Genomic DNA, 25,627 nt, shown 5'->3' with positions numbered 1-25,627 from the left:
GCGGTGTTAGCCCGCTTTCTTTTGCCTACTTTTCTTTGCGGCGGCAAAGAAAAGTAGGTGCTGCCCCGCACAGGGGCAACGCATGAAGCACCAACACCGAATCGCGGATGCCAGCGAAAAAGCAAGCCGCAGATCTAACAGCAAAAGCTAAAAAACTAAAAAGCTAAAAACAAAAAAACCGAACCCTTACAACATCCCAGTCGCGTGATACATACTCACAGACTTAATCCGCTGAAGCGCACTCCCATGCCGCTCAGAAAGCCGATCCATCCCATTCCGCGCCTGCGCGGAAATCCCAGCATCAATCTTCTGGATCATCCGGATCTTGTCCAACGCCTCGGGCGTTTGCTCAGGCTTCAGCGACATCAGCAGCGGCGAGCGCTCCTCGACGATCGCCGACGCGCGCGGCCAATCCTGTTGCGAAACCGCCTCTTCGAGAGCGCGGGTCAGATCGAGTGCGCGTGTCAGCGAATCATTCATCGTCAGTTCCATCAGGCAGGGTCTAGTGCCGCATTACTTCGAGTTCAGCGAGCCCGACAGGCCGCCACCACCGAACAGCTGGTTCAGGTAAGCCGTGTTGTTCTGCATCGTCGTCATCAGCGTGTTCAGCGCTGAGAACTGCGCGTTGTACTGGTCGGTCAGCGTGCTCTGATAGTTCGTGAGCTGCGTGGCCTGATCCGACAGGTTGCTCAAGTCGGTGTTCAGGTTCGCCGTGCGCTGGTCGATCGTGCCGCTCGTTTGCGTGTACGTGTTGATGAACGAATTCAGCGTCGTGCCAATGCCGTTCGTCGAGTTGAACACGGCCGCAACCGCCGAGCTGTTGCTCGTCAGCGCGTTCTGCAGCGTGGTCGCATCAACCGACAACGTACCGTCGTGCTGCAGGTCAATACCAATCGACGAAAGACTGATCGTCTTGCCGCCAACCGTAATGCCGCCTGCAATCAGGCTGCCCAGACCGTTGGTGATGGTGTTCGTCATCGAGTCGCCGAGCAGCGCGCCCGCCTGCGAACCCGTAGCCTGCGTCGAATCCCACGTGAGGCCGGTTTCCGTCGTGATGTAGTTGTTGTACGCGGTGACGAAGTCGTTGATCGCTTTCGTCGAGGCCGTCGTATCGTTGGTGATCGAGATCGTCTGCGTGCTGTTGGCCGACGCGCCCGAAATGTCGATGTTCACGCCCGTGAGAGCCGACGTGATGGTGTTGCTCGCGCTCGTGATCGCGTTGCCGTCGAGCGAGAACTGCGCGTCCTTGCCCGCGGAAACCTGCGTGAAGCTGGCCGTGTTCAGGCTCGAGTCGAGACCTGCGCCTGCCGACACCGACACCGTGTTGGCCGCGCCCGTTTGCGTCGAGGTCAACACCAGATGCTGGCCGTCCGCGGCCGTGATCACGGCTGCCGAGACGCCCGGATTGTTGTTAGCCGTGTTGATCGCACTGGCGATGCTCGCCAGCGTATCCGTCGACGACACGTTGATCTGCATCGAGTTGCTGCCGACGCCGACCGTCAGCGTGCCGCTGCCGAGGCTCGCGCCCGACGCGTACGCCTGCGAGGAAATCTTGTTGGCCGTCGCGATGTTCGTCACCGCGAGCGTGTAGTTACCCGCCACCGCGCCGCCATTGGTCGCGACGGTTGCGTTGACACCCGTGCCCGTACCCGTCACAGCGACTGCGAGCTGGCTGAGTGCCGTGCCGTCCGACAGACCGCTCAGTGCCGTCTGCAGCGACGAGAGCGCCGATTTGATCTTGCCGATTGCAGACAGTTCGGCGTTGTCCGAATTCGACTGATTGGTGATCTGCGCCGATTGAGCCGCCGTTTTCGCCGTCACGAGCGCCGACACCAGCGAGTTGACATCCAGGGACGACTTGGTCGAGCCGCTGATAATAGACTGTGCCGCCTGCTGTAGCAGGGAGGTAATGTCTGTTGATGAAGACGCTGTCGACGTGGTGGTCATGCGGGTGCTCCGATGGGCGAAACGGGATGCCGTCTGTTCGTGGCTTGTAAATGCATGATGGGAGGCAAGCCTCCCAACCATGCTATCCATCTGCGTACCGAAGCCGGGCGCGAGCCGCGGCTTCGGGGCGCGGCGCCGTGCTGCGCGCCGCTAGTCGTCACTCTTACTGGAGGAGCTTCAGAACTTGCTGCGGCATCGAGTTCGCTTGCGCCAGAACCGAGATACCAGCTTGTTGCAGAACCTGAGCCTTCGACAGGTTCGCCGTTTCCGTCGCGAAGTCTGCGTCGGTGATCTGCGAACGTGCTGCGCTCATGTTCGTTGCTTGCGTGTTCGTCGTCGAGATAGCTGCCGAGAACGTGTTTTGCGTTGCGCCGAGCGTTGCCTGGAACGTATTGACGCTCGTCAGGACGCTGTCGATCGTGCTCATTGCTGCTTGCGCGCCCGATGCCGTCGAAACCGACACGCCGCTCACGCCGAGGCTGCCCGCATCCCACTTTTGCGAACCGAAGTTTGCCGTGATCTGCTGGCCGTTGAACGCGCCGATCTGGAAGTTCACCGAACCGATACCGTTCAGGACGGACTGGCCGTTGAACGTCGTTTGTTGTGCAACGCGGGTGATTTCCGTCAGACGGGTCGACACTTCCGACTGGAGGTTAGCCAGTGCGTTCGAGTCGAGCGAGCCGTCGCCTGCTTCCACTGCCAGCTGGCGAATACGTTGCAGGTTGTCAACGATCGATTGCAGCGCGCCGTTCGTGGTTTGCACCATCGAGATGCCGTTGTTGGCGTTAGCTGCACCTTGCGTCAGGGCGTTGATCGATGCCGTTTGCGACGTCGAGATCGCCAGACCTGCCGCGTCGTCAGCAGCGGAGTTCACACGCTTGCCCGACGACAGGCGGTTGATCGCCTGCGACAGTGCGCTTTGCGAACCCGACAGGTTGTTCTGCGCGGTCAGCGAAGCGATGTTGGTGTTGATGTTCAGCATTTTGCGTCCTCGTTTTTAAAACGCCTCGGAATGAAGAGGCTGTTTTGGCTTGGCGCCGCGCTTTACTGTGTGCATTGCGTCGCCGCCTGTCCTGGTTGACGGCGTGCCCGAAAGAAAACTTTAGGGGAGATTACGGGAAATTTAGGGGCGCATGCCGTCAGAAAGCTCCCGCCAGGCTGTCTGTGACGAATGTCAAGAGAGCGTATTCTTGGTGGCCCGCCACCTTGCTCGAGGGATGTCATGCAGACACGCAATCTCGGCACGTCGCAGATTCAGGTCTCGCCGCTGATGTTCGGCGGCAACGTGTTCGGCTGGACGGCCGACGAAGCGACGTCGTTCTCGATCCTCGACGCATTCGCCGATGCCGGCCTGAATTTCATCGATACGGCAGACGTGTATTCCGCGTGGGTGCCGGGCAATCACGGCGGCGAATCGGAAACGATCATCGGCAAGTGGTTCGCGAAGTCGGGCAAGCGCGACCGGATTGTGCTGTCGACCAAGGTCGGCATGCTGGGAAGCCGCAAGGGCTTGTCGGCGGGCAATATCCGCGCGGCAGTCGAAGATTCGCTGCGGCGCCTGCAGACGGACTACATCGACCTGTATTTCTCGCATCTCGACGACGAAGGCACGCCACTCGCCGAGACGCTCGGCGCGTATCAGCAGTTGATCGAAGCGGGCAAGGTGCGCGTGATCGGCGCATCGAACTACGGCGGCGCGCGCCTGCAGGAAGCGCTGCAGATCGCGCGGGACAATGGCCTGCCGCAATATCAGGTGATCCAGCCGGAATACAATCTGTACGATCGTGCAGAGTACGAAGCCGATCTCGAACCCGTCGCGCTGGCCGGGCGGCTCGGCGTGGTGTGCTACTACAGCCTCGCGAGCGGCTTCCTGTCGGGCAAGTACCGTTCACGCGAGGATTTGTCGAAAAGCACGCGCGGCGGCAGGGTGGAGAAGTATCTGAACGAACGCGGTTTCGCGATTCTCGACGCACTCGAAGAAGTGTCGGCACGGCACAACAGCACACCCGCAGCGGTGGCGCTCGCATGGCTGATCGCGCGGCCCAGCATCACGGCGCCGATCGCCAGCGCAACATCCGTCAAACAGCTGGAAAGCCTTGTCGCTGCAGTGCATCTGACGCTAACGGACGCTGATATACGTGCGCTGAACGACGCAAGTGCCTGATCGTAAACGCCAAAAGGCTGGCTGGACGGGTTATTTCCTGATATGATCGGGAGTGAATTGAGATCTTTGCTGGTTTCGTCATTGGTTACTGGTGGCGAAATATTAGCTAGGCGCGGCGCCGCAACGTGCGCTGCCCGCGTTTCGCGGTGAACTCCCACCTCTCTTTTCCGGCCTCCGTGGCCGCGTTGCCTCTCGTTTCATTTGTGCTTTGCCAGATCTGGAACGACCGGAGGGCCGGCGCGTGAGTGGGCTTACCGCCACGCCATTAACCGTATCAAGCGTATTTAGGAATTACATGACGACGATTCTTCTGAAGGAAAACGAGCCGTTCGAAGTGGCAATCCGCCGCTTCCGCCGCGCAATCGAAAAGAATGGCCTGATCGCAGAACTGCGTGAGCGCCAATCGTACGAAAAGCCGACGACGGCACGTAAGCGCAAGAAGGCAGCTGCAGTGAAGCGCCTGCACAAGCGCCTGCGCAGCCAGATGCTGCCGAAGAAGCTGCACTAAGCAGGCTTCAAAGGCACGCGAAAGCACGCCAAACGGCGGTGTGAGCTTCGAAAGAAGCCACACCGCCGTTTTTCGTTGGGTCGCTGAAAACTGGATGCCCTCAGGCGCTAAAACGGGCGAATGCTCGTGCGCCCTGGCGTTTCGCGTGTGTGAGATTCAGGCGGCCGAGCGGACCCGTTCGTCGGAAAGAACGAACTGGCGGGCGATCGAGCGCAAGCGGTCGCGCCATTCCCAGGTGCCGAAAACGTCGTGGACGTTTTGCAGGCAACTCAAGAGTTCGACTGTGGCAGCGTCGTAAATATTCAGGCGGGAGCGCAGCAGCGCTTTCTTCAGCGCGGCAACGCCGACATCCATATACATCGGTACATCGGAAGACGTCTTGCCGATATAGCGAACAGGGATGCCTTCCATCGCCGTCATGTAATCGCGTGGATGGATAAAGCTGCCGACCGGACAGCCGCCGCAATAGCCGCGGTAGGCGCCGCCGCCACGCGGCAGCAGCGCCGCGCGGCCCTGGCCGAACAGATGTTCGACTGCCCGGTCGAAAATTTCCTGATGTGTCAGGAAGTTATGGTTTTTCATGCTGGTCTCCCCCCGCGCACTGCGCAGCGGTCATTCATTTCCGGTGCAATAAACACAGTATCCCGTGACGCGTTTGTCTTCGATGCGGCGACCAGAGCGTCAAACACCGCTCAATTCACCGTTTGCAACGCGCGTCATGCACCAGCGATAGCTTCGACGCCCGGATGACATCCCCGTCCGGAAGTGCGTCGATCGACATCGCATGCATCAGTTATAACGAGCGGAACGCGTAAAAGGTCAGCCCTTGTGTGGGCTAGCGCTCATTGCCGTGCGCGTGCCGGTTGGCCGTCTCGTCAAGTCATGTTCGGAGCCTTGCTGGAGGCGGGTTCCGCCGTGATGCTGCGCAACACGGCGCGCGCCAGCGAGCCGCGCGCGACTATCCAGGTGTTGCAAGCGCGCGACATGCAGTCGCCATCCCCAGCGATCATGTCGATCGCTTCACTTCGCGCTCTTCTTACGGCCTTTTTTTCCGAGGGATGCGCAGCGCGAATAGCACAGGCAATCCGTCTGGTGATCGTTCACCATGCCGACGGCCTGCATGAACGCGTAGCAGATCGTTGTGCCGACAAATTTGCAGCCGTACGATTGGAGCGCCTTGCTGAGCGCATCCGACACATCCGTCGATGCGGGCGCGTGCTGGTAGCTCGTCCAGGCGTTCTGGATCGGCGTGTTATCGACGAATGACCACACGAAATCGGCTAACGAACCGTGCTCCGCCTGAATCTGCCTGACCGCTTTCGCATTGAGAACCGTCGACTCGATCTTGCCGCGATGGCGCACGATGCACTCGTCGAGCACCAGCGCGTCGATTTTTTGCGGCGAATAGCGGGCGACCTTGTCGATGTCGAAGTTCGAGAACGCGCGCCGGTAACCGTCGCGCTTGTTCAGGATCGTCGACCACGACAGTCCGGCCTGCGCGCCTTCGAGTATCAGCATCTCGAACAGATGCTGGTCATCCCGCGAAGGCACGCCCCATTCGGTGTCGTGATAATGTGCGAGCGCTTCGCTCGTCGTCGCCCAGTTGCATCGCTGCTCCGCCACGTTCAGGCTCCTGCTTGGTTGGTTGATCGCCCGCCGACCGGGCCACGCCAGCATAGCGGAACGGGTTGCTGCCGCAACCTGGCCATCCGGCTAATTGTCGCGGGCGGCGGGAGCTGCCACGCTATGCAGTAATCCATCAATGAGCAAATCGATGAATCAAGATCTCTATCTGGTTGGTGTCGACGGCGGCGGTACAGGCACGCGCGTCGTGCTGGCAAACGCCGAAGGGAAAGAACTCGCGCAAGGCACGGCGGGGCCGTCGGGGCTCGCGCTGGGTGTTGAGCGCGCGTGGGAGTCGATTCTCGCCGCCAGCGCGCAGGCTTGCGAGCGCGCCGGCGTCGCGGCTGACTGGCCGCGCTTCGTATTCGGCTGCGGGCTGGCGGGCGTCAACACCCGGGAGTGGCTGGCGGCGTTTCGCGCGAAGTCGCCATCGCTTGCAGGGCTTGCGATCGAAAGCGACGCCTATTCGACCTTGCTCGGCGCGCACGGCGGCGAGCCGGGCGTGATCGTCGCGCTGGGAACGGGCAGCGTCGCGGCCGTGCTTGATCGTGAAGGCCAAAGCCGCATGGTTGCTGGATACGGCTATCCGTCTGCCGACGAGGCCGGCGGCGCGTGGCTCGGCCTTCGAGCCATCGTGCACGCGCAACAGGCGCTCGACGGCCGGGTTCCCGCCGATGAACTCTCGCAGGCGTTGATCGATCATGTCGGCGCAACCGATCGTGACAGCCTCGTGGTCTGGCTGTGCGACGCGAACCAGACCGCCTACGCGAGTCTCGCGCCCGTCGTCGTCGCGAACCGGACGCATCCGTTTGCAGCGCGTCTGCTGCAGGAAGCCGGTCGGGAAATCGCCAAGATGATCGCCGCGCTCGATCCGTCCGGTACCTTGCCTGTTGCGCTGTGCGGCGGGCTCGGCAAGCCGTTGAGCGAGTACGTGCCCGAGCCGTATCGCGAGCGTCTGCGTGCTCCGCTGTCGGATTCGGCACACGGCGCGTTGCAGATGGCTCAACGGGAAGCTGCGCGGATTCGCGGCGGCGCATGACGGGCAGAGCGGCGGGCGCCGCCGATGTGGCGAGCGCCTCCGCGCACAGAAGACGGCTCGCTCGCCGGGAGGCGATAAAATGGAGCTTTCCGCCGTCGCCTGCCGCCTACCCATGTACAAAGTCATCGCCAGTGATCTGGATGGAACGCTGCTGAACAGCAACCATCAGGTTGACCCCTTCACGATCAGCACCGTGCGAGCGCTCGAAGCGCAAGGTCAGCACATCGTGATCGCGACGGGCCGCCACTATTGCGACGTCGCGGGCATTCGCGATGTGCTGGGCATCCGGCCGTATCTGATCACGTCGAACGGTGCACGCGTGCATTCGCCTGACGACGAAATGATCTTCGCCGGCGATCTTCAGCCAGATATGGTCCAGCAACTGGTGAAGCCGGAAATTGTGGGCGAGCATGGTCGCGTGATCGTCAATCTGTTTGCAGACCGCGAATGGCTGATCGATCGCGATGCGCCCGAGCTGTTGCGCTATCACCAGGATTCCGGCTTTACGTACAACGTGACCGACCTGCAGAAGCATGACGGTACGGATATCGCCAAGGCGCTGTATATCGGCGATCCCAAAGATCTCGCCGTCATCTCGGCCAATCTCGAACGCACGTTTGGCGACGCGCTGTATGTCACGTATTCGCTGCCGGACTGTCTCGAGGTGATGACGGCGAACGTATCGAAGGGGCGTGCGTTGCAGTTCGTGCTCGACCGTCTGGGCGTTCCGGCGGCGAAGTGCGTTGCGTTCGGCGACAACATGAACGACATCGATATGCTCGAAACGGCGGGCCATCCGTTCATGATGAACAACGCCAATCCCGATCTCATCAAGCGTCTGCCGAATGTGCCGCGTATCGGCAATAACTTCGAAGCGGGCGTCGCGCATCATTTGCGCAAGCTGTTCGAACTCGATGACGAGTACACGGCGTAAGCGCGAAAAACAGCGCCTCAAATGAAAATGGCGCGCTCCCTTGAGGGAGACGCGCCAGATCGCTAGCGCAGTAGACGGCGGCGCTCCAAAGCTAGATCAAAGCCAGATCACGCCGCGATTGTCCGCACGTTAGTCGCGATAACCGCCGCCCCGGTGGTTGTCATTCCAGCGGTTGCCATCATTACCATAGCCGCGGTTGCCGTGATCCCAGCGGCCCCGATCCCAGCCGTGATCGCGTCGGTAGCCGTCATAGCGGTGGTCGCCCCAGTAACGGTTGCCGTAGTACACCGGTTGCGGCACGGGCGCGGCGTAGACGGGCGCAGGCGTCCCGAGCGACAGACCGATGCTCAGATTCGTATGCGCCTGTGCGACACCGCATGCGCCAGCGGCCAGACCAACTGCGACGAGCATGTGAGTGACGATGCGCTTCATTGTGCTTCTCCTGTAGATGCGGCGTGTTCGCCGTACAGGTTCAATCTACGCGTCGACGGTGGCTGTGACTGCGACAGGATGTTACGAAGTGAAAGCGTGCAATGCCGATGCCTCATGCAAAAGGCGGCTGCCGCTCAACGCTTTATCGGCAAGGTTTCGCCGCTTTCCCGCCAAAGCCCGCATTGCACCGGGCCGCAACGCATGTGGCTTTCAAAATCCCAGTAGATCGCTTTAACGGCGATGAATACGAGCGTAATTCAGCCTTACATTTGAACCATTTGTTAATAGCGGAATTGCGCGGCGGAAAAGAAAAACGGGGCGCCTAAGCGCCCCGTTGTCATCCTGGCCGGACAGCCTGCGATCAGGCCGTCACGCGCACGCGCTCGGACTGCTCGACATGTCGCTCGCCCGCAACCAGCGGATAGACGATACCGGCGATCACAGCGCCGAGGATCGGCGCGACCCAGAACAGCCACAACTGATCGACTGCCGCACCGCCGACGAACATGGCCGGACCCGTCGAGCGCGCCGGGTTCACCGACGTGTTGGTCACGGGAATCGAGATCAGATGGATCAGCGTGAGGCACAGGCCGATGGCGATCGGTGCGAAGCCTGCGGGCGCGCGCTTGTCGGTCGCGCCGAGAATCACGAACAGGAAGAAGGCCGTCATGACCGTTTCGCAGACGAAGGCGGCGGGCAGCGCGTAGTGGCCCGGCGAGCGTTCGCCATAACCGTTGCTCGCGAAACCGTTGGCGACCAGATGAAAGTCCGGATTGCCCGACGCGATGACGGACAGCACATAGGCACCGAGCACGGCGCCGAGCACCTGCGCGACGACATACGGCAGGACGTCGCGCGCCGGGAAGCGGCCGGCGACCGTCAGACCGACCGTCACGGCGGGGTTCAGATGGCAACCTGAGATATGCCCGATGGCATACGCCATGGTCAGCACGGTCAGGCCGAAGGCGAGCGACACGCCAACGAAGCCGATACCGAGACCGTGAACGGGCCCGGCGAAGTTTGCCGCAAGGACAGCGCTGCCGCAGCCGCCGAGCACGAGCCAAAAGGTGCCGAATAGCTCCGCCGCCAGGCGTTTGGAGAGGTTCATCGTGTGTAATCCTAATAAGTACGTGGGATTCAAGAGCGAGAGCGCACGCGCCACCCAGCACTTGGGAGCGCAAATTTTAAGCAACGTTGCACAAATCGACTGTCAAGATTTGTCATTCACGAACGGGGAATTATTTCGTGATATTGACCCATCCGATTGAACGGTTCGTTGATCTTTAATAAATACTCAGACGAAAACTTTCGATAGCGCGGTATTAGCCGCCATTGCTAATTTCTTTAGCATTGGCTAATCTCCGTGCTAACCACTTTTAGAAAAAGAGGGGAGCCCAAATGTCACAATATGCAGATCTCAAGGCGCAGATTGCCCGCTTGCAGGCCGAAGCGGACGAAGCACGACGGAGTGAAGTTGGCAATGTGATTGCCGAAATCCGCCAGAAAATCGCCGAATACGGCCTTAGCGCGCATGACCTCGGCTTTGCCGAGGCCGCTCGCCGCGGACGCCCGCCCAAGAAGGCGCCGCTGCCTGCGAAGTATCAGGATCCAAAGTCGGGAAATACATGGAGCGGCCGGGGAAAGCCGCCCAAGTGGATTGCGGGCAAGAACCGCGAACGCTTTCTGATCGGCACGGCGTAATTAGTCAAACGCCGAAAGCCGGTTGAAGGTGATGGTGTGGAATGTGCCGTTTAACACTTTCGTTTAATGCGCGGTAAGGCGTCTGAAGCACGGGGTCGCTTCATTCGGTAAAAACGCATTGCGGCGCATTGGAGAAAGCGCTTCCATTACCGGTCCAGTTCCGAACGCTGCAATAGAAAAAGCCGCCTGGGGAGGCGGCTTTTTCGTGTGAGCGAATGGAATAACTGTCTTTGAATGACCGCGCAAACGTTCAAGTGAACAAATTACGCGATATTCAGCTTATCGGCAGACTTGACCTGCCGCAGACAATCAGCCCACTGCCACCCGGCGCAGCATCGGACGCCGCGTCGCTTCGAGCAGCGCGCTATAGCTGTCGACATAGTTCTGCGCCATGATCTTCGAGCTGAAACGGCGCTCGAACTGCGAGCGGATTTCCGTACGCGACAGATCGTCGATGCGTTGCAGCGCTGCGACGGCACCTTGCACGTCCTCGCAGATGAAACCCGTCACGCCGTGATCGATCACTTCCGGCACCGAGCCGCGGTTGAACGCGATCACGGGCGTGCCGCACGCCATCGATTCGATCATCACGAGACCAAACGGCTCCGACCAGTCGATCGGGAACAGCAGCGCCTTCGCACCCGACAGGAACTCGGGCTTCTGCGCTTCGTTGATTTCGCCGATGAACTCGACATGCGCTTGCGACAGCAGCGGCTCGATCTGCGTCTTGAAATATTCCTGGTCGACCTTGTCCACCTTGGCGGCGATCTTCAGCGGCAAACCGCTTTGTGCAGCGATCTTGATAGCTGTATCGACGCGCTTTTCCGGACAGATGCGGCCGAGGAACGCGAGGTATTCGGGCTTCTTGTGCGTCTGCGGCGTCAGCAGCTGATCCGGCAGACCGTGATAGATCGTGTTGAGCCAGTTCGCCTGTTGTAGCGGCAGGCGTTGCGAATCCGAGATCGAGATCACGGGCGCTTCGCTGAACGTATCGAACACCGGTTGAAGTTCCGGCAGGTCGAGGCGGCCGTGCAGCGTCGTCACGAACGGCGTGTCCAGCGTCGAAAACAGTGGGAACGGCAGATAGTCGAGGTGGAAGTGCAGCACGTCGAACTCATGCGCGATCTTGCGCACGCTCTCCAGCAGCACCATGTGCGGCGCAAGGGCATCGCGGACCGTCGGGTCCAGACGCAGCGCGCGAGGCCATGCCGCTTCGAGTTTCGCGGACGTCACCGAATCGCCGCTCGCGAACAGCGTCACATCGTGACCCAGATCGACCAGCGCTTCGGTCAGATACGACACGACGCGTTCTGTGCCGCCATAGAGTTTCGGTGGGACCGCTTCGTACAACGGTGCGATTTGTGCGATTCGCATGCGTGATCTCCTTATGCAGAGGGCTTCGCGCTGCGGTGCCTTGCGTGTGGCGTAATCCGCGGAAGCCTGTCGGACGGTTGGGCGCGATGTGCCGCCGCCCCGGCAGGAAGCCCGATGGGGTTATCCCTAGGTCTCATTATCGGGATCGCCAGCGCCAATTCGAGCTATTTTTCAAACACTTAATGTTGTTACAGCGCGAAACATGATGCGTAACAAGTGCCCGATTGCTGCCGGAATGCTCGCAGGCATGGGCATCCGGACAATATCCGTCGCACTTCGCCCGGATTGACGCAGCATGCTGCGAGCTTGATTCGTCTTATCAAATGGTGCGCCGCCGAACATATCCTGCGAAATTCGCTTGGAATCAGGCCGAATATGAGCGCATAATCCGCTTCCCAATCCTTTCACGCGTGTCATCGCGTGTAAGCAGTCGGCGGATTTCTACGCGCCGTTTCTCTGCAAAATCCCCTGTCGCGAAAATTTGTAGGAAAAACTCCTACAGAAATCCTGGATTTATCCGTCAACCAGTCTGGGTGTATGTCCGATTTTCTTGGGCCGCCCCTTTAGCGAAAATGCACGCTAACCATAAGCGTGCCGTTCGTGGTTTTTTTTAACGCGAGCGAGCAAACGTTTTACGACGGCCTGACCAGCCAGATTCGAATCGGGGGATTCAATGAGCACCCAAAGTGACATGCTCAATGAAATTAGGGAAGTGAACTTGTCCTATCTGCTGCTCGCCCAGCGTCTGCTGCGCGAGGACAAGCCAATGGGCATGTTCCGCATGGGCATCTCGGAGCAACTCGCCGACGTGCTCGCCAACCTGTCGCTCGCACAGACAGTCAAGCTGGCCTCATCCAACCAGGTGCTGTGCCGCTTCCGCTTCGACGATCACCAGATCCTCTCGTCGCTGGCCGACAAAGGCAAATCGACGGCCGTTGCCCAGGCGCACTCCGCCATCCTGATGGCGGGCCAGCCCGTCGAACAGATCGGCTGAGACTGACGCGGGCGGTCAGGCGCAATCGCGCCGGGACAGACGCAACCATACGCGCGCCGGCAACGGCGCTTTAATCGTTTTTGCCTGCCGGTCACGCCGGTGGGGAGCGACAACGGACGCGGGAAGCGAGGCGGATGGCACAGAAAAGCGTGGTGCTCGAAGTCAGGGAAATCACCCTGGCGATTGAACTGATCGAACTCGGCGCGCGTCTGCAGCTGCTCGAAGCCGAGACGACGCTGTCGCGCGACCGGCTGATCAAGCTGTACAAGGAAGTGAAGGGCGTATCGCCGCCCAAGGGCATGCTGCCGTTTTCGACCGACTGGTTCATGACGTGGCAGCCGAACATTCACTCGTCGCTGTTCTACAACATCTACCGGTTCATGTCGGGGCTGGGCGGTTGCGAGACCATCCAGTCGACCGTCAAGTCATACCGGCTCTATCTCGAACACGTGCGCATGCACCACGACGAGCCGGCGCTCAGCCTGACGCGCGCGTGGACGCTGGTGCGTTTCTTCGATTCCGGCATGCTGCAGATGACATCCTGCACGCGCTGCCGCGGGCAATTTGTCGCACACGCGCATGATCCGCAGCATGGCTTCGTATGCGGTTTGTGTGCGCCGCCGTCGCGTGCTGGTAAGACCCGGAAAGCCGCCGACGCGCGCTGCGAAGCGCTTCAGGCCGAGGCTCGGGCAGGCGCTCACGCAGCCCTCGCCGCACCGTTCGAAGAAGTCCTCGAAGCCTTGCCAGAAGCCGTTGCCACGTCCGCCTGACGGGCCGCCCGCGCGCCCGCCGCGCGGGCTTCGGCGGCGGTGCGCCGCCACTCTGGTTAACACCCCCCTCATCCCGAGCGCATAACGTCAAAGTTTTCCGATTGCATGCCGTAAACCTGAATAACGACGGTCTCCCGTCGCTTTTTGTGAGGGCTCGGCAGTGCTGATTTTCGTGGGAACACTCGTTACGCTGTTGTCCGTCTTCGGCGGCTATGCGCTGGAGGGCGGCCACCTGGGCGCGCTCATGCAGCCCGTCGAAGTGCTGATGATCGCGGGCGCGGGTCTCGGTGCGTTCATTCTCGGCAACGGGATGAAGACCATCAAGGCTACGTTGCGCGTGATTCCGACGCTGTTCAAAGGCGCCAAGTACAACAAGGACGTTTACATGGAGCTGATGGCGCTCCTCTACGTCCTGCTGGCGAAGGCGCGCAAGGAGGGCACGCTCACGCTCGAAGCGGATATCGATGATCCGCAGAAGAGCCCGATCTTCACGCAGTATCCGAAGATTCTTGCTGATCACCACATCGTCGAATTCCTGACGGACTATCTGCGCCTGATGGTTGGCGGCAACATGAATGCGTTCGAAATCGAAAGTCTGATGGACGAAGAAATCGAAACGCATCACCACGAAGGCGAAGCTCCGGCACACGCGCTGATGAAGGTCGGCGACGCGATGCCCGCGTTCGGTATCGTGGCCGCCGTGATGGGCGTGGTGCACACCATGGCTTCCGCCGACAAGCCGCCTGCAGTGCTGGGCGAAATGATCGCGCAGGCACTGGTCGGTACGTTCCTCGGCATTCTGCTGTCGTACGGTCTGATCGGCCCGCTCGCGAGCGTCGCCGAACAGCGCGTGACGGAATCGACCAAGATGTTCCAGTGCATCAAGGTGACGATTCTCGCCAGCCTGAACGGTTATGCGCCGGCCATCGCCGTCGAATTCGGCCGCAAGGTGCTGTTCTCGACCGAGCGTCCGTCGTTCGCCGAGCTCGAAGAGCACGTGCGCCGCGTGAAGGCCAAATAAGGAACGCGGGCGATGAGCAAGGACAAAGACCGCGCAATCGTTGTCAAGCGCGCAGCGCCGAAGAAGGGCGGCCATCACGGCGGCGCGTGGAAGCTCGCGTATGCGGACTTCATGACGGCAATGATGGCGTTCTTCCTGCTGATGTGGCTGTTGAGCTCCGCCTCGACAGTGCAGCTGAAGGGCATCGCCGATTACTTCAACCAGCCGCTGAAGATCACGCTGTGGGGCGGTGACCGCAGCGCGGTCGATTCGAGCCAGATTCCCGGCGGCGGCCGCGACATTTCGACGGACAAGGACGGCATCACGCGTCAGTCGGACGGTTCGACCAATCGCGCCGAGCACACGGCCGCACGCGCCGACGATCAGGCGTTGCAGCAGTTGCAGGGCGCTGTCGAACGCCGCGAGCAGGTGCGTCTGCATGACCTGCAGGTCAAGCTGATGGCCGCGATCGAGGCGAACCCGGTGCTGCGCCAGTTCAAGCAGCAGATCCGCATCGACTCGACGCTGCAGGGCCTGCGCATCGAAATCGTCGATACGCAGAAGCGTCCGATGTTCGCCACCGCGCAAGCCATCGTGCAGCCGTACATGCACGACATCCTGCAGGCAATCGGCAATACGCTGAACGACGTGCCGAATCGCATCGTCGTGCAGGGTCACACCGACGCCGTGCCGTACGCAGGCGGCGAAAAGGGTTACAGCAACTGGGAACTGTCGGCGGACCGCGCGAACGCGTCGCGTCGCGAGCTGATCGCGGGCGGCATGGACGAGGCGAAGGTGCTGCGCGTGCTCGGTCTCGCATCGACGCAGAACCTGAACAAGGCCGATCCGCTCGACCCCGAAAATCGCCGCATCAGCATCATCGTGCTGAACAAGCGCTCGGAAGACGCGCTGATGCAGGACGACACGTCGTCGACCACGTTGTCGAACGATGCGGCCGGCACGAACAAGCCGCTGCTGCAAAAGATTACCCAGCCGCCCGCTGCCGTTCCCCAGACGCCGCCCGCGAAAGCGCCGCACGCGATGGAGAAGAGCACGACGGACACCAGCGCAATCGCGCAGGGCACGGCTGAAGCAGCGGACAAAAGCGCGGCGCCTGCAACGGCGACGCAATGACAGTTAGCGGATAGCGGATGCGCCCAACCAGGCGCTACCGCGATCCATCGTGAGCGCAGTGAGGATTGAATGATCAGGCACATTCTGGCAATCGACGATTCGGCATCGATGCGGCAAATTCTTGCCGCGACGCTGACGGGTGCCGGCTATGAGGTGACGCTCGCGGCCGACGGCAACGAAGGCCTCGAGAACGCACTGGCGATGTCGTTCGATCTCGTGCTGACCGATCAGCATATGCCCGGCCGCACCGGTCTCGATCTGATCACCGCACTGCGCGGCAACCCCGCTTACCGCACCACGCCGATCCTGGTCCTGACGACCGAATCCGGCGAGCCGTTCAAGGCAGCGGCGCGCGACGCGGGCGCCACGGGATGGATCGAAAAGCCGCTCGACCCCGACATGCTGACCGAACTGGTCGCGGCGCTCGCCTGAGCGCAGCGGACAGCCGACAGCAACCGAAACATGGAAGCGGCATAGCAGCCAGGACTCTCGCGGTGACACACGCATGACACTCGACATCACTCAGTTCTACCAGACGTTCTTCGACGAAGCGGACGAACTGCTCGCGCAGATGGAGCAGTTGCTCCTGAACCTGGACGTCGGCCATCCCGATCCCGAGGATCTCGCCGCCATCTTCCGCGCAGCGCATTCGATCAAGGGCGGCGCGGCGACCTTTGGCTTCACGGCGCTGACCGAGACGACGCACATTCTCGAATCGCTGCTGGACCGCGCGCGCAACAACGAAATCGTGCTGCGCAAGGACATGATCGACACGTTCCTCGAAACCAAGGACGTGCTCTCAGGCCAGCTCGCCGACTATCGCGCGAGCGCCGAGCCGGATGCGGCCATCGCGGCCGCGATCTGCGCGAAGCTCGAACGGCTTCATAAGGAAAGCAGTGGCCAGGCTGCCGCAGCGGCACCGGCCGAAGCGCCCGTTGCCGCGCAAGGGCAGACGCCGGAACACGTAGTCGAACAGGCAGCACAGGCAGTACAGGCCGCGGGCGAATGGGCAGGCAACGAACCGGCACAGACCGGCGCTGCTGCATCCGACGCGGCTGCAGGACCCCATCTGAAAATTACGCTACGGGGCGTGGGGGAAAAGGACCAGGAACTGCTCACCGAAGAGTTGGGCAACCTGGGCCGAGTAGTCGGACAGGTGAAGGCAGGCGGTGACATTACGCTGTGGCTGGAATCGGATGTGTCGTCTGACGATATCGTCGCTGTGTGCTGTTTCGTGATCGACGAAAGTCAGATCGTGATCGGCCGCGGCGCAGCGCCGGCAAGCGGTGCGGAACAGGGTGTGCCTGGAGCATCCGAAGCCGCGCAAACCGAGCCGGCGAATGCGGGGGGCATGGCAAGCGGCGGCGCGGGGGCGCCGGCCGCTGTCGTGCAGCCTGCTGTTGCTCATGCTGCTGCACCGGCGCCTGCCGCCGTTGCACAACCCGCGGTCGCGCAACCGGCTTCGCTGCCGGCTGAACCCGCAATCGTTACACCCGCTGCAGCGGCGCCGCAGGAGGCCAGCGCAGCCGCGCCCGCCGCTGCGCCGAAGGCCGCGCCTGCATCCGCCGAAGGCGATCGCAAGGCACGTCCGGCAGCGGCCGCGAATGCAGGCGAAGGCAGCTCAATCCGCGTGGGCGTCGAAAAGGTCGACCAGCTGATCAACCTGGTCGGCGAACTGGTGATCACGCAGGCCATGCTTGCCGAAACCACCAGCACCTTCGACCCGGCGCTGCACGACCGCCTGTTCAACGGCATGGCGCAACTGGAGCGCAACGCGCGCGATCTCCAGGAAGCCGTCATGTCGATCCGCATGATGCCGATGGATTACGTCTTCAGCCGCTTCCCGCGTCTGGTGCGCGATCTGGCGGCGAAGCTCGGCAAGCAGGTCGAACTCGTCACCTTCGGTCAGGCGACCGAACTCGACAAGAGCCTGATCGAACGCATCATCGATCCGCTGACTCACCTCGTGCGCAACAGTCTCGACCACGGCATCGAAACGGTCGAGGCGCGCAAGGCGGCGGGCAAGGATTCGACGGGTCAGCTGGTGCTCTCCGCTGCGCATCACGGCGGCAACATCGTGATCGAAGTCAGCGACGACGGCGCGGGCCTGCGCCGCGACAAGATTCTCGCGAAGGCGGCCAAGCAGGGCATGACCGTCAGCGACACGATGACGGACGAAGAAGTCTGGAACCTGATCTTCCTGCCGGGCTTCTCGACGGCGGAACAGGTCACGGACGTGTCGGGCCGCGGCGTCGGCATGGACGTGGTGAAGCGGAACATCCAGTCGATGGGTGGTCACGTCGAAATCACGTCGCACGCCGGCAAGGGCAGCACGACGCGCATCGTATTGCCGCTCACGCTGGCCATTCTGGATGGCATGTCGGTGAAGGTCGGCAGCGAGATTTTCATTCTGCCGCTGAACTTCGTGATGGAGTCGCTGCAACCGCAAGCCGACGACATCTACACCGTCGCGGCCGGCGAACGCGTCGTGCGGGTGCGTGGCGAATATCTGCCGCTCGTCGCGCTGCACGAAGTGTTCTCCGTCGACGAAGCGCGCACCGATCCGACGCAAGGCATCGTCACCATCATGCAGACGGAAGGACGGCGCTTCGCGATGCTGATCGACGAACTGGTCGGCCAGCAGCAGGTGGTGGTGAAGAACCTCGAAACGAATTACCGCAAGGTACACGGCATTTCCGCTGCGACCATTCTCGGCGACGGCAGCGTCGCGCTGATCGTGGACGTGGCGGCACTGAATCGCGAGTCGCGTGCGTCGCATGGTGCGGCGATGGCGCTCGCCTGAAACTGAAACTCAACTCATCCCAACCGTTTTGGGGGCTAACGTGGCAGAAGTCCAATCCATCAATTCGAACGGCGTAGCCGGTTCGATCGGCCGCCGCGACGCGCAAGCCGACGCGAGCGGTCAGGAATTCCTGATCTTCACGCTCGGCGCCGAAGAGTACGGCATCGACATCCTGAAGGTGCAGGAAATCCGCGGCTACGACAGCGTGACACGCATCGCGAACGCGCCCGAGTTCATCAAGGGCGTGATCAACCTGCGCGGCATCATCGTGCCGATCGTCGATATGCGCATCAAGTTTCACCTTGGGCGAGTCGAGTACGACCATCAGACGGTCGTGATCATCCTGAACGTGGCGGGCCGCGTGGTCGGTATGGTCGTGGACGGCGTGTCGGACGTGCTGACGCTGGCTACCGATCAGATCATGCCCGCGCCTGAGTTCGGCGCGACGCTGACGGCGGAATATTTGACGGGCCTCGGCACCGTCGATGGCCGCATGCTGATCCTGATGGACATCGAAAAGCTGATGACCAGCCGGGAAATGGCGCTGACGGAAACGCTGGGTAAGTAAGGCGCGCAGGCTTGGCGTGAGGTTGGAGCTGGCGATGGATAAGCAGCGCCGATCGACTCGCCAAGGGGTTGGAGTAAGCGCTAAAGCGCTAACTCCAACCGACTAGGCATGGGATCAGAGTAAGCGCTGAAGCGCTAACTCTGATCGACACAGGGAGTACAACAAATGCTGAGCAGATGGTCGATCCGCACGACGCTGACACTCGTCGGGATCATTCTCGTAGCGCTGACGGTGATCGTCGGGGCGCTCGGGCTCACCGCACTGAGCCGTTCGGGCGATGCACTCGACAGCATGGCGCACGGCGATCTCGTCGCGATCCGCACGCTGAACGACTCGTCTTCGTTTCTGCTGCGCTCGCGTGTGTCGCTCGACCGCGTCAACGCGCTGATCGCGGCAGGCGAGATCGAGCAGTCGAAGCAGGTGCTCGACCGCGCGGCCGAACTGCTCGGTAAATCGAATGAAAACTGGCAGGCGTTTCTCAACACGCCGAAGAACGGCATCGATCAGTCGCTGGTGGACGCGGTGGTCGCGAAGCGCGCGACGCTGCTCAACGACGGCGTGAACCCCGAGTTCACGGCGCTGCGTGCCAGCGATCTGTCCGGCTATCACGCGATCGCCGACACGAAGATCAGCCCGATGTTCGTCGACTACGACAACGCCGCGTCGCCTGTCGTGAAGGCACTGCAGGCGCACGCCGAACAGCAGCAGGACGACACCGCCGCGCAAATGAGCGTGCTGCGCGCGGCGATCATCGCTGTGATCGCGGTGGCGCTGGTGCTGGTGGTGGCGATCCGGTTCGCACTGCGCGGCATGATCGTGCAACCGCTCGACAACGCCGTGGCCTGCTTCGAGCGCATTGCAAAGGGCGACCTGTCGCAGCAGCTGGACACGACGGGCAGCAATGAAATCGGCCGTCTGTTCAAGGCTGTCAAGACGATGCAGGAAAGCCTGTCGGGCATGATCCGCTCGGTGCATACGAGCGTCGAATCGATCGACACCGGCGCGCGCGAAATCGCCATGGGCAATACCGATCTGTCGCAACGCACGGAACAGCAGGCGGCATCGCTGCAGGAAACGGCGTCGAGCATGGAACAGCTGACGGGCACCGTGAAGCAGAACGCCGATAACGCGCGCCAGGCGAGCCAGCTTGCCGTGAACGCGTCGGACATCGCGACGCGCGGCGGCGAAGTGGTAAGCCAGGTCGTGAGCACGATGCAGGACATCGCGACCAGCTCGAACAAGGTCGTCGACATCATCAGCGTGATCGAAGGCATTGCGTTCCAGACCAACATCCTCGCACTGAACGCAGCCGTCGAAGCGGCGCGCGCAGGCGAGCAGGGCCGCGGTTTCGCAGTGGTCGCAGGCGAAGTGCGCAGCCTCGCGCAACGCAGCGCGAGCGCGGCGAAGGAAATCAAGGAACTGATCGGCGATTCCGCCGACAAGGTGCAAAGCGGCTCGGCGCTGGTTGGCCGCGCGGGCACGACGATGGACGAGATCGTGCAGGCCGTGCGCCGCGTGACGGACATCATGGGCGAGATCAGCGCGGCATCGGAAGAACAGTCGGGCGGCATCGAACAGGTCAATCGCGCCGTCGTGCAGATGGACGAAGTGACGCAGCAGAACGCGGCACTCGTCGAGGAAGCGGCAGCCGCCGCGGCATCGCTCGAAGAGCAGACCCGCTCGCTGCAGACGGTGATCGGACAGTGGCGCGTAAGCGGCGCGCAGCAGCAGGCCGCGAAGCCGACAGCCAGCACCGCGAAAACGCGCGTGCAGGCAGCTGTCGCACACGCAGCGAAGCCGGTGCATGCACAGCCTGTCGTTGCGAAGGCCGAAGCCGCTTCGCCCGCACGCGTCGAACCGGCGGTGAAGCGGGCGAGCGTCGCAGCAGCCGAAGTCGCGCCGCGTCAGACGGCCGTGGCCGCGTCGTCGGACGCCGACTGGGAAACGTTTTGAGCGGTAGATGGCAATGTGGACTCCCAGCACATCGTCCCGTGATGGACGTTTCAACGCGGCGCGCCGTGAATCGGCGCACGCGACGTGCTGTGAGTTCGCATCGGAAGCAGGCAGCGGGAATCTGAACATGGTGCGCGTGGCAGGCTCGACGCAGCCGCGTGCAGCGCAGTGGAAGCAGGCAGGACAGCAGGGCAGAACAGAAGGCCGCGGCGCTGGCGACAGCGCGTGCAACATCGCAGGCATTAGCGGCATTGGCAGGATCGACGGGCGGTGCGGCGCTCCTTATGGCAGACGGAAGACATCATGATGGCAACGCGCGCGCAAACACGCCCTGAGCGGGCAGAGCCGGGAAGATCCGGCGAGCAGGCACGCGACTTCGAGTTCACCTCGGCGGATTTCGCCCGCATTCGTGAACTGATTCATCGCAGCGCAGGCATTTCCCTGTCGGATCACAAGCGCGACATGGCGTACAGCCGTCTCGCGCGACGCCTCCGGGCACGCGGGCTGGACTCGTTCCGCCAGTATCTCGACGCGCTCGAGGCGGACAACGATCCCGCCGAGTGGGAAGCCTTCACCAACGCGCTGACGACCAACCTCACTGCGTTTTTCCGCGAGGCGCATCACTTTCCGATCCTCGCCGACTTCGTCAAGCGGCGTCAGGCGCCTGTCTCGGTATGGTGCTCGGCGGCATCGACAGGTGAGGAGCCGTATTCGATCGCGATGACGCTGATCGAAGCACTCGGCGATCAGGCCGCGCGCCAGGCCACCGTGCTCGCCACCGACATCGACACGCAGGTGCTCGCCAAAGGCGAGGCGGGCACGTATCAGTTCGATCAGGTCAAGCATCTGTCGCCGGAGCGGCTCAAGCGCTTCTTCCTGAAGGGCACCGGCGCGCATGCGGGCATGGTGAAGGTGCGCCCCGAAGTGCGCGCGATGATCCGCTTCGAGCAGCTGAACCTGACCGACCGCGACTACCGGCTGAGCACGCAGTTCGACGCGATTTTCTGCCGCAACGTGATGATCTACTTCGACAAGCCGACGCAAGGGCAGGTGCTGTCGCGCTTCGAACCGCTGGTGAAGCCGGGCGGCCTGCTGTTCGCCGGGCATTCGGAGAACTTCACCTATGTCACGCAGGCGTTCCGACTGCGCGGCCAGACGGGCTATGAACTGACGCGCGATGGCGGCGCCGGCGCGGCTGGCCGCACGTCGCAACGTGCAACGAGCGGGGTGCCAGCATGAGCAGCACCCTGCCGATCGCAACCAACCTGTATTTCGACAATCACTTCCAGAAGCCTGGCGTGAAGCTGCTGCCGAACGAGTTCTACACGACGCACGAAGACATGGTGCTCGTCACCGTGCTCGGCTCGTGCGTGGCGGCGTGCATCCAGGATCGCACGGCGGGCATCGGTGGCATGAATCACTTCATGCTGCCCGACGACGGCGCCGACGTCGCGCAGGCCGCATCCGACTCGATGCGCTACGGCGCGTACGCGATGGAAGTGCTGATCAATGAACTGATCAAGGCGGGCGGACGCCGCGAGCGTTTCGAGGCCAAGGTGTTCGGCGGCGCGGCCGTGCTGGCGGGCATGACGACCATGAACATCGGCGACCGCAACTCCGAGTTCGTGCGTCGCTATCTCGCGCTCGAAAAGATCCGCATCGTCGCTGAAGACCTGGAAGGCAAGCATCCACGCAAGGTTGCGTTCATGCCGCGTACCGGTCAGGTGATGGTCAAGAAGCTGCGTCTTCAGCAGGAAGAAGGGGTGGCGGAACGCGAACAGGCGCTCGCCCGGCAAACGGCCGAAGAGCGCGCCGAACGGCTCGCGAAAGCGCGTGCGCGGGTCGAACTGTTTTCCGCGCCGGCTGCCGGCAAGCCGCGCATCGAGCTATTCGGTGCAAGCGGCGCAGCGGGTGCCAACCCGGCTTCGGGCAATGGCACGGGCGCAGCGCGTCCGGCCGGCGCGAAGCCACGTATCGAATTATTCGGCGCCACTGCGCGCCCGATCCAATCCAATAACGCCAGGACAGTAGAGGAGGCGTGAACGCTGTGCAAAAGATCAAGGTATTGTGCGTCGACGATTCGGCGTTGATTCGTAGCCTGATGACGGAAATCATCAACTCGCAACCCGACATGACGGTCGTCGCCACGGCGCCGGACCCGCTCGTCGCGCGCGATCTCATCAAGCAACACAACCCGGACGTGCTGACACTCGACGTCGAAATGCCGCGCATGGACGGCCTCGACTTCCTCGAGAAGCTGATGCGTCTGCGGCCGATGCCTGTCGTGATGGTGTCGTCGCTGACGGAGCGCGGTTCGGAAATCACGCTGCGCGCACTCGAACTCGGTGCCGTCGATTTCGTGACCAAGCCGAAGGTCGGTATCCGCGACGGCATGCTCGACTACTCGGAAAAGCTCGCCGACAAGATCCGCGCGGCTGCCCGCGCACGCGTGCGTCAGGCCGCGCCCGTGCATCATGCGGCTGCGAGCGCCGGTCACGCCGCTGCGGCGGCGCCCGCCCCAACGCATGCGCCGCTGTTCAACAATCCGCTCGTATCGACGGAAAAGCTGATCATCGTCGGCGCGTCGACGGGCGGCACGGAAGCGATCCGCGAAGTGCTCGTGCCGCTGCCGCCCGATGCGCCCGCTGTGCTCATCGCGCAACACATGCCGCCCGGATTCACAAAATCTTTCGCACAACGCCTTAATGGTTTGTGCCGGATTACCGTTAAAGAGGCTGAGCACGGCGAACGCGTGCTGCCGGGACATGCGTATATCGCGCCCGGCCACGCTCACCTGTTGCTTGCACGTAGCGGGGCCAACTATATTGCGCATCTGTCAGACGACCCGCCGGTCAACCGGCATCGTCCGTCTGTCGATGTGTTGTTCCGCTCGGCGGCGCAGCACGCGGGGAAGAACGCTGTCGGCGTGATTCTCACGGGCATGGGCCGCGACGGCGCAGCGGGACTGCTGGACATGCGCAAAGCCGGCGCGTACACGCTCGCGCAGGACGAAGCGAGCTGCATCGTGTTCGGCATGCCGCGCGAGGCAATAGCAATGGGCGCAGCGGACGAAATTGCGTCGCTGTCTGAAATGAGCCGACGCGTGATGGCGCGCCTGGCAGCAATGGGCGATCGCGTTCAACGCGTATGATGCGAGCCTCGGCGCAAATTTGAGATAAAGCCGTAGACCACCGCACATCTGGATTGGGGAAAAGGAACAGGAAATGGATAAGGGAATGAAGATTCTGGTTGTGGACGATTTTCCGACGATGCGCCGGATCGTTCGCAACTTGCTGAAGGAACTGGGTTACTCGAACGTCGACGAAGCGGAAGACGGCGCGGCGGGTCTGGCGCGCCTGCGCAGCGGCGCGTATGACTTCGTGATTTCGGACTGGAACATGCCGAACCTCGACGGTCTGGCGATGCTGAAGGAAATCCGCGCCGACGCTTCGCTGACGCATCTGCCCGTGCTGATGGTGACGGCGGAATCGAAGAAGGAAAACATCATTGCGGCGGCACAGGCTGGCGCAAGCGGCTACGTGGTGAAGCCGTTCACGGCTGCGACGCTCGACGAGAAGCTCAACAAGATTCTCGAGAAGATGGCAAAAACCGGGAGCTGATGTGAACCCACCCATCAACGAGGAGGGCGTGCGGGAAGACGGCGCTGACCTCGCGACCGACCGCATTCTGGCGCGCATCGGACAGTTGACGCGCACGCTGCGCGATTCGATGCGCGAGCTGGGGATCGACAAGCACGTCGAGCGCGCGGCGGAGGCGGTGCCGGACGCCCGCGACCGTCTGAAGTACATCGCGACGATGACCGAGCAGGCTGCCGAGCGTGTGTTATCGGCGATTGAAGTTGCGAAGCCGATGCAGGAGCAGTTGCAGAAGGACGCGGCGGAACTCGATGCGCGCTGGGAGCAGTGGTATGCGGCGCCTATCGAGCGCGAGGAAGTGCGTGCGTTGATGAACGACACGCGCACGTTCCTGCGCGGCGTGCCCGAGGTCACGACGGCGACCAACGCGCAGATGCTCGAAATCATGATGGCGCAGGATTTCCAGGATCTGACGGGGCAGGTGATCAAGAAGATCACGGAAGTTGTCTATCTGATCGAGCAGCAGCTGCTCGGGGTGCTGATCGATAATATTGCCGCTGAGCGGCGCGAGCAGTTTGCGGCTACTGCTGCGGCGCTCGTGGCTGAGGCTGAAGTTATTTCGCCTACTGGCAGTCCTGAAAGCCTGCTTAACGGGCCGCAGATTAATCCTGAAGGCAAGGCCGATGTTGTGCAGGATCAGGGGCAGGTTGATGATCTGTTAGCCAGTTTGGGGTTTTGATTTTTTTTCCCTGCGGTGGATTGAACCAGCGCTGGCATCCGCGGTTTGGTATTGGTACTTCATGCGTCGCCCCTGTGCGGGGCGGCACCTACTTTTCTTTGCCGCGGCAAAGAAAAGTAGGCAAAAGAAAGCCGCTGAACACCGCCAGTTCTTGTAGTTGCCTGCGGGTCCCCCACCGTTCTTATCCTTCACACGGCATCACTTTTTTTGATGCCCGCTGCCAGCGCTCTTTAAGGGCGCATCACCCTCTTCAAGCACCCGCGTCACAGCAGGCCTTACCAGTTCGGCCCAGGCCGCCCAGGTGGCAAACGGTGTGTCGGTTATCGCGCCTTATACGCATCACTCCGG

General features: G+C 62.0%; 26 protein-coding genes. 18 read left to right on the top strand and 8 right to left on the bottom strand.

All coding sequences use genetic code 11. From position 1 onward, the window contains the following. Nucleotides 1–186 precede the first annotated feature (186 nt). The 3 genes from DK391_RS38555 to DK391_RS38545 form a co-directional block, all read right to left on the bottom strand. A complete protein-coding gene (locus DK391_RS38555) occupies nucleotides 187–480 on the bottom strand; it encodes a flagellar protein FliT (RefSeq protein ID WP_239483073.1) in 294 nt (97 codons plus the stop codon). Between the two features lie 33 nt (nucleotides 481–513). Further along, complete coding sequence (fliD, locus tag DK391_RS38550) at nucleotides 514–1,947, bottom strand: flagellar filament capping protein FliD (RefSeq protein ID WP_109483255.1); 1,434 nt, start codon at nucleotides 1,945–1,947, stop codon at nucleotides 514–516. A gap of 163 nt (nucleotides 1,948–2,110) precedes the next feature. After that, a complete protein-coding gene (locus tag DK391_RS38545; RefSeq protein ID WP_109483254.1) occupies nucleotides 2,111–2,929 on the bottom strand; it encodes a flagellin domain-containing protein in 819 nt (272 codons plus the stop codon). Between the two features lie 240 nt (nucleotides 2,930–3,169). Between DK391_RS38545 and DK391_RS38540 the strand changes: the two genes are divergently transcribed. Next, nucleotides 3,170–4,111, top strand: a complete 942-nt coding sequence (locus tag DK391_RS38540; protein WP_109483253.1) for an aldo/keto reductase — start codon at nucleotides 3,170–3,172, stop codon at nucleotides 4,109–4,111. A gap of 295 nt (nucleotides 4,112–4,406) precedes the next feature. Next, nucleotides 4,407–4,619, top strand: coding sequence for a 30S ribosomal protein S21 (rpsU, locus tag DK391_RS38535; RefSeq protein WP_006050883.1), 213 nt, complete (start codon nucleotides 4,407–4,409; stop codon nucleotides 4,617–4,619). Nucleotides 4,620–4,775: 156 nt separating this feature from the next. On the opposite strand, the gene DK391_RS38530 is transcribed toward rpsU, so the two are convergent. Together DK391_RS38530 and DK391_RS38525 are read right to left on the bottom strand one after the other, a co-directional pair. Then, nucleotides 4,776–5,201 carry a hypothetical protein gene (locus DK391_RS38530; protein WP_109483252.1) on the bottom strand — a complete coding sequence of 142 codons (426 nt, stop codon included), beginning with the start codon at nucleotides 5,199–5,201 and terminating at the stop codon, nucleotides 4,776–4,778. Nucleotides 5,202–5,639: 438 nt separating this feature from the next. Then, complete coding sequence (locus DK391_RS38525) at nucleotides 5,640–6,296, bottom strand: DNA-3-methyladenine glycosylase I (RefSeq protein WP_204117517.1); 657 nt, start codon at nucleotides 6,294–6,296, stop codon at nucleotides 5,640–5,642. 97 nt (nucleotides 6,297–6,393) lie between these two features. Here DK391_RS38525 and DK391_RS38520 point away from each other — a divergent pair, with 97 nt between their 5' ends. Next, nucleotides 6,394–7,281, top strand: coding sequence for a BadF/BadG/BcrA/BcrD ATPase family protein (locus DK391_RS38520; protein WP_109483250.1), 888 nt, complete (start codon nucleotides 6,394–6,396; stop codon nucleotides 7,279–7,281). Between the two features lie 112 nt (nucleotides 7,282–7,393). Then, nucleotides 7,394–8,215, top strand: a complete 822-nt coding sequence (locus DK391_RS38515) for a Cof-type HAD-IIB family hydrolase (protein ID WP_109483249.1) — start codon at nucleotides 7,394–7,396, stop codon at nucleotides 8,213–8,215. Between the two features lie 129 nt (nucleotides 8,216–8,344). Here the strand turns inward: DK391_RS38515 and DK391_RS38510 are convergent, their stop codons facing one another. Continuing rightward, nucleotides 8,345–8,647: a hypothetical protein gene (locus tag DK391_RS38510; protein WP_109483248.1), complete on the bottom strand. Its 303-nt coding sequence runs from the start codon at nucleotides 8,645–8,647 to the stop codon at nucleotides 8,345–8,347. A 361-nt stretch (nucleotides 8,648–9,008) separates the two neighbouring features. Next, a complete protein-coding gene (aqpZ, locus tag DK391_RS38505; protein ID WP_109483247.1) occupies nucleotides 9,009–9,755 on the bottom strand; it encodes an aquaporin Z in 747 nt (248 codons plus the stop codon). A 290-nt stretch (nucleotides 9,756–10,045) separates the two neighbouring features. Between aqpZ and DK391_RS38500 the strand changes: the two genes are divergently transcribed. After that, nucleotides 10,046–10,348 (top strand): H-NS histone family protein, encoded by a 303-nt coding sequence (locus DK391_RS38500; protein ID WP_109483246.1) that lies wholly within the window; start codon nucleotides 10,046–10,048, stop codon nucleotides 10,346–10,348. 309 nt (nucleotides 10,349–10,657) lie between these two features. Here the strand turns inward: DK391_RS38500 and DK391_RS38495 are convergent, their stop codons facing one another. Continuing rightward, nucleotides 10,658–11,722, bottom strand: coding sequence for a glycosyltransferase family 4 protein (locus DK391_RS38495; protein WP_109483245.1), 1,065 nt, complete (start codon nucleotides 11,720–11,722; stop codon nucleotides 10,658–10,660). 673 nt (nucleotides 11,723–12,395) lie between these two features. Between DK391_RS38495 and flhD the strand changes: the two genes are divergently transcribed. The 13 genes from flhD to cheZ all read left to right on the top strand — a co-directional run bounded on the left by flhD (nucleotide 12,396) and on the right by cheZ (nucleotide 25,279). Further along, a complete protein-coding gene (gene flhD, locus DK391_RS38490; protein WP_109483244.1) occupies nucleotides 12,396–12,716 on the top strand; it encodes a flagellar transcriptional regulator FlhD in 321 nt (106 codons plus the stop codon). A 134-nt stretch (nucleotides 12,717–12,850) separates the two neighbouring features. Then, on the top strand, nucleotides 12,851–13,486 hold the full coding sequence (gene flhC / locus DK391_RS38485; protein ID WP_109483243.1) for a flagellar transcriptional regulator FlhC: 636 nt from the start codon (nucleotides 12,851–12,853) through the stop codon (nucleotides 13,484–13,486). Between the two features lie 160 nt (nucleotides 13,487–13,646). After that, a complete protein-coding gene (gene motA / locus DK391_RS38480) occupies nucleotides 13,647–14,507 on the top strand; it encodes a flagellar motor stator protein MotA (RefSeq protein WP_109483242.1) in 861 nt (286 codons plus the stop codon). Nucleotides 14,508–14,519: 12 nt separating this feature from the next. Further along, nucleotides 14,520–15,620: a flagellar motor protein MotB gene (gene motB / locus DK391_RS38475; RefSeq protein ID WP_109483241.1), complete on the top strand. Its 1,101-nt coding sequence runs from the start codon at nucleotides 14,520–14,522 to the stop codon at nucleotides 15,618–15,620. A 69-nt stretch (nucleotides 15,621–15,689) separates the two neighbouring features. After that, the gene (locus DK391_RS38470; RefSeq protein ID WP_109483240.1) at nucleotides 15,690–16,052 is read left to right on the top strand and encodes a response regulator; all 363 of its coding nucleotides are present in this window, start codon (nucleotides 15,690–15,692) and stop codon (nucleotides 16,050–16,052) included. Nucleotides 16,053–16,125: 73 nt separating this feature from the next. Beyond that, on the top strand, nucleotides 16,126–18,423 hold the full coding sequence (gene cheA, locus DK391_RS38465; protein WP_109483239.1) for a chemotaxis protein CheA: 2,298 nt from the start codon (nucleotides 16,126–16,128) through the stop codon (nucleotides 18,421–18,423). A gap of 40 nt (nucleotides 18,424–18,463) precedes the next feature. Next, the gene (locus tag DK391_RS38460) at nucleotides 18,464–18,991 is read left to right on the top strand and encodes a chemotaxis protein CheW (protein WP_109483238.1); all 528 of its coding nucleotides are present in this window, start codon (nucleotides 18,464–18,466) and stop codon (nucleotides 18,989–18,991) included. Between the two features lie 165 nt (nucleotides 18,992–19,156). After that, entirely contained in the window at nucleotides 19,157–20,944 is a 1,788-nt protein-coding gene (locus DK391_RS38455) for a methyl-accepting chemotaxis protein (RefSeq protein WP_109483237.1), read from the top strand. A 303-nt stretch (nucleotides 20,945–21,247) separates the two neighbouring features. After that, nucleotides 21,248–22,183, top strand: a complete 936-nt coding sequence (locus DK391_RS38445) for a CheR family methyltransferase (RefSeq protein WP_109483235.1) — start codon at nucleotides 21,248–21,250, stop codon at nucleotides 22,181–22,183. Further along, entirely contained in the window at nucleotides 22,180–22,986 is an 807-nt protein-coding gene (gene cheD, locus DK391_RS38440) for a chemoreceptor glutamine deamidase CheD (protein ID WP_109483234.1), read from the top strand. Before DK391_RS38445 ends, cheD begins: the two co-directional genes overlap by 4 nt. A 5-nt stretch (nucleotides 22,987–22,991) precedes the next feature. Next, nucleotides 22,992–24,095, top strand: a complete 1,104-nt coding sequence (locus DK391_RS38435) for a chemotaxis response regulator protein-glutamate methylesterase (RefSeq protein WP_162601024.1) — start codon at nucleotides 22,992–22,994, stop codon at nucleotides 24,093–24,095. A 73-nt stretch (nucleotides 24,096–24,168) separates the two neighbouring features. Continuing rightward, nucleotides 24,169–24,564: a chemotaxis response regulator CheY gene (gene cheY / locus DK391_RS38430; protein ID WP_109483232.1), complete on the top strand. Its 396-nt coding sequence runs from the start codon at nucleotides 24,169–24,171 to the stop codon at nucleotides 24,562–24,564. Nucleotide 24,565: 1 nt separating this feature from the next. After that, a complete protein-coding gene (gene cheZ, locus DK391_RS38425; RefSeq protein WP_109483231.1) occupies nucleotides 24,566–25,279 on the top strand; it encodes a protein phosphatase CheZ in 714 nt (237 codons plus the stop codon). Nucleotides 25,280–25,627: the final 348 nt, after the last annotated feature.

This window comes from Paraburkholderia sp. C35, assembly GCF_003121405.1.
Taxonomy (GTDB): domain Bacteria; phylum Pseudomonadota; class Gammaproteobacteria; order Burkholderiales; family Burkholderiaceae; genus Paraburkholderia.
Note: the sequence above shows the minus strand (reverse complement) of the source record. Positions and strands in the feature narration are given on the sequence as shown.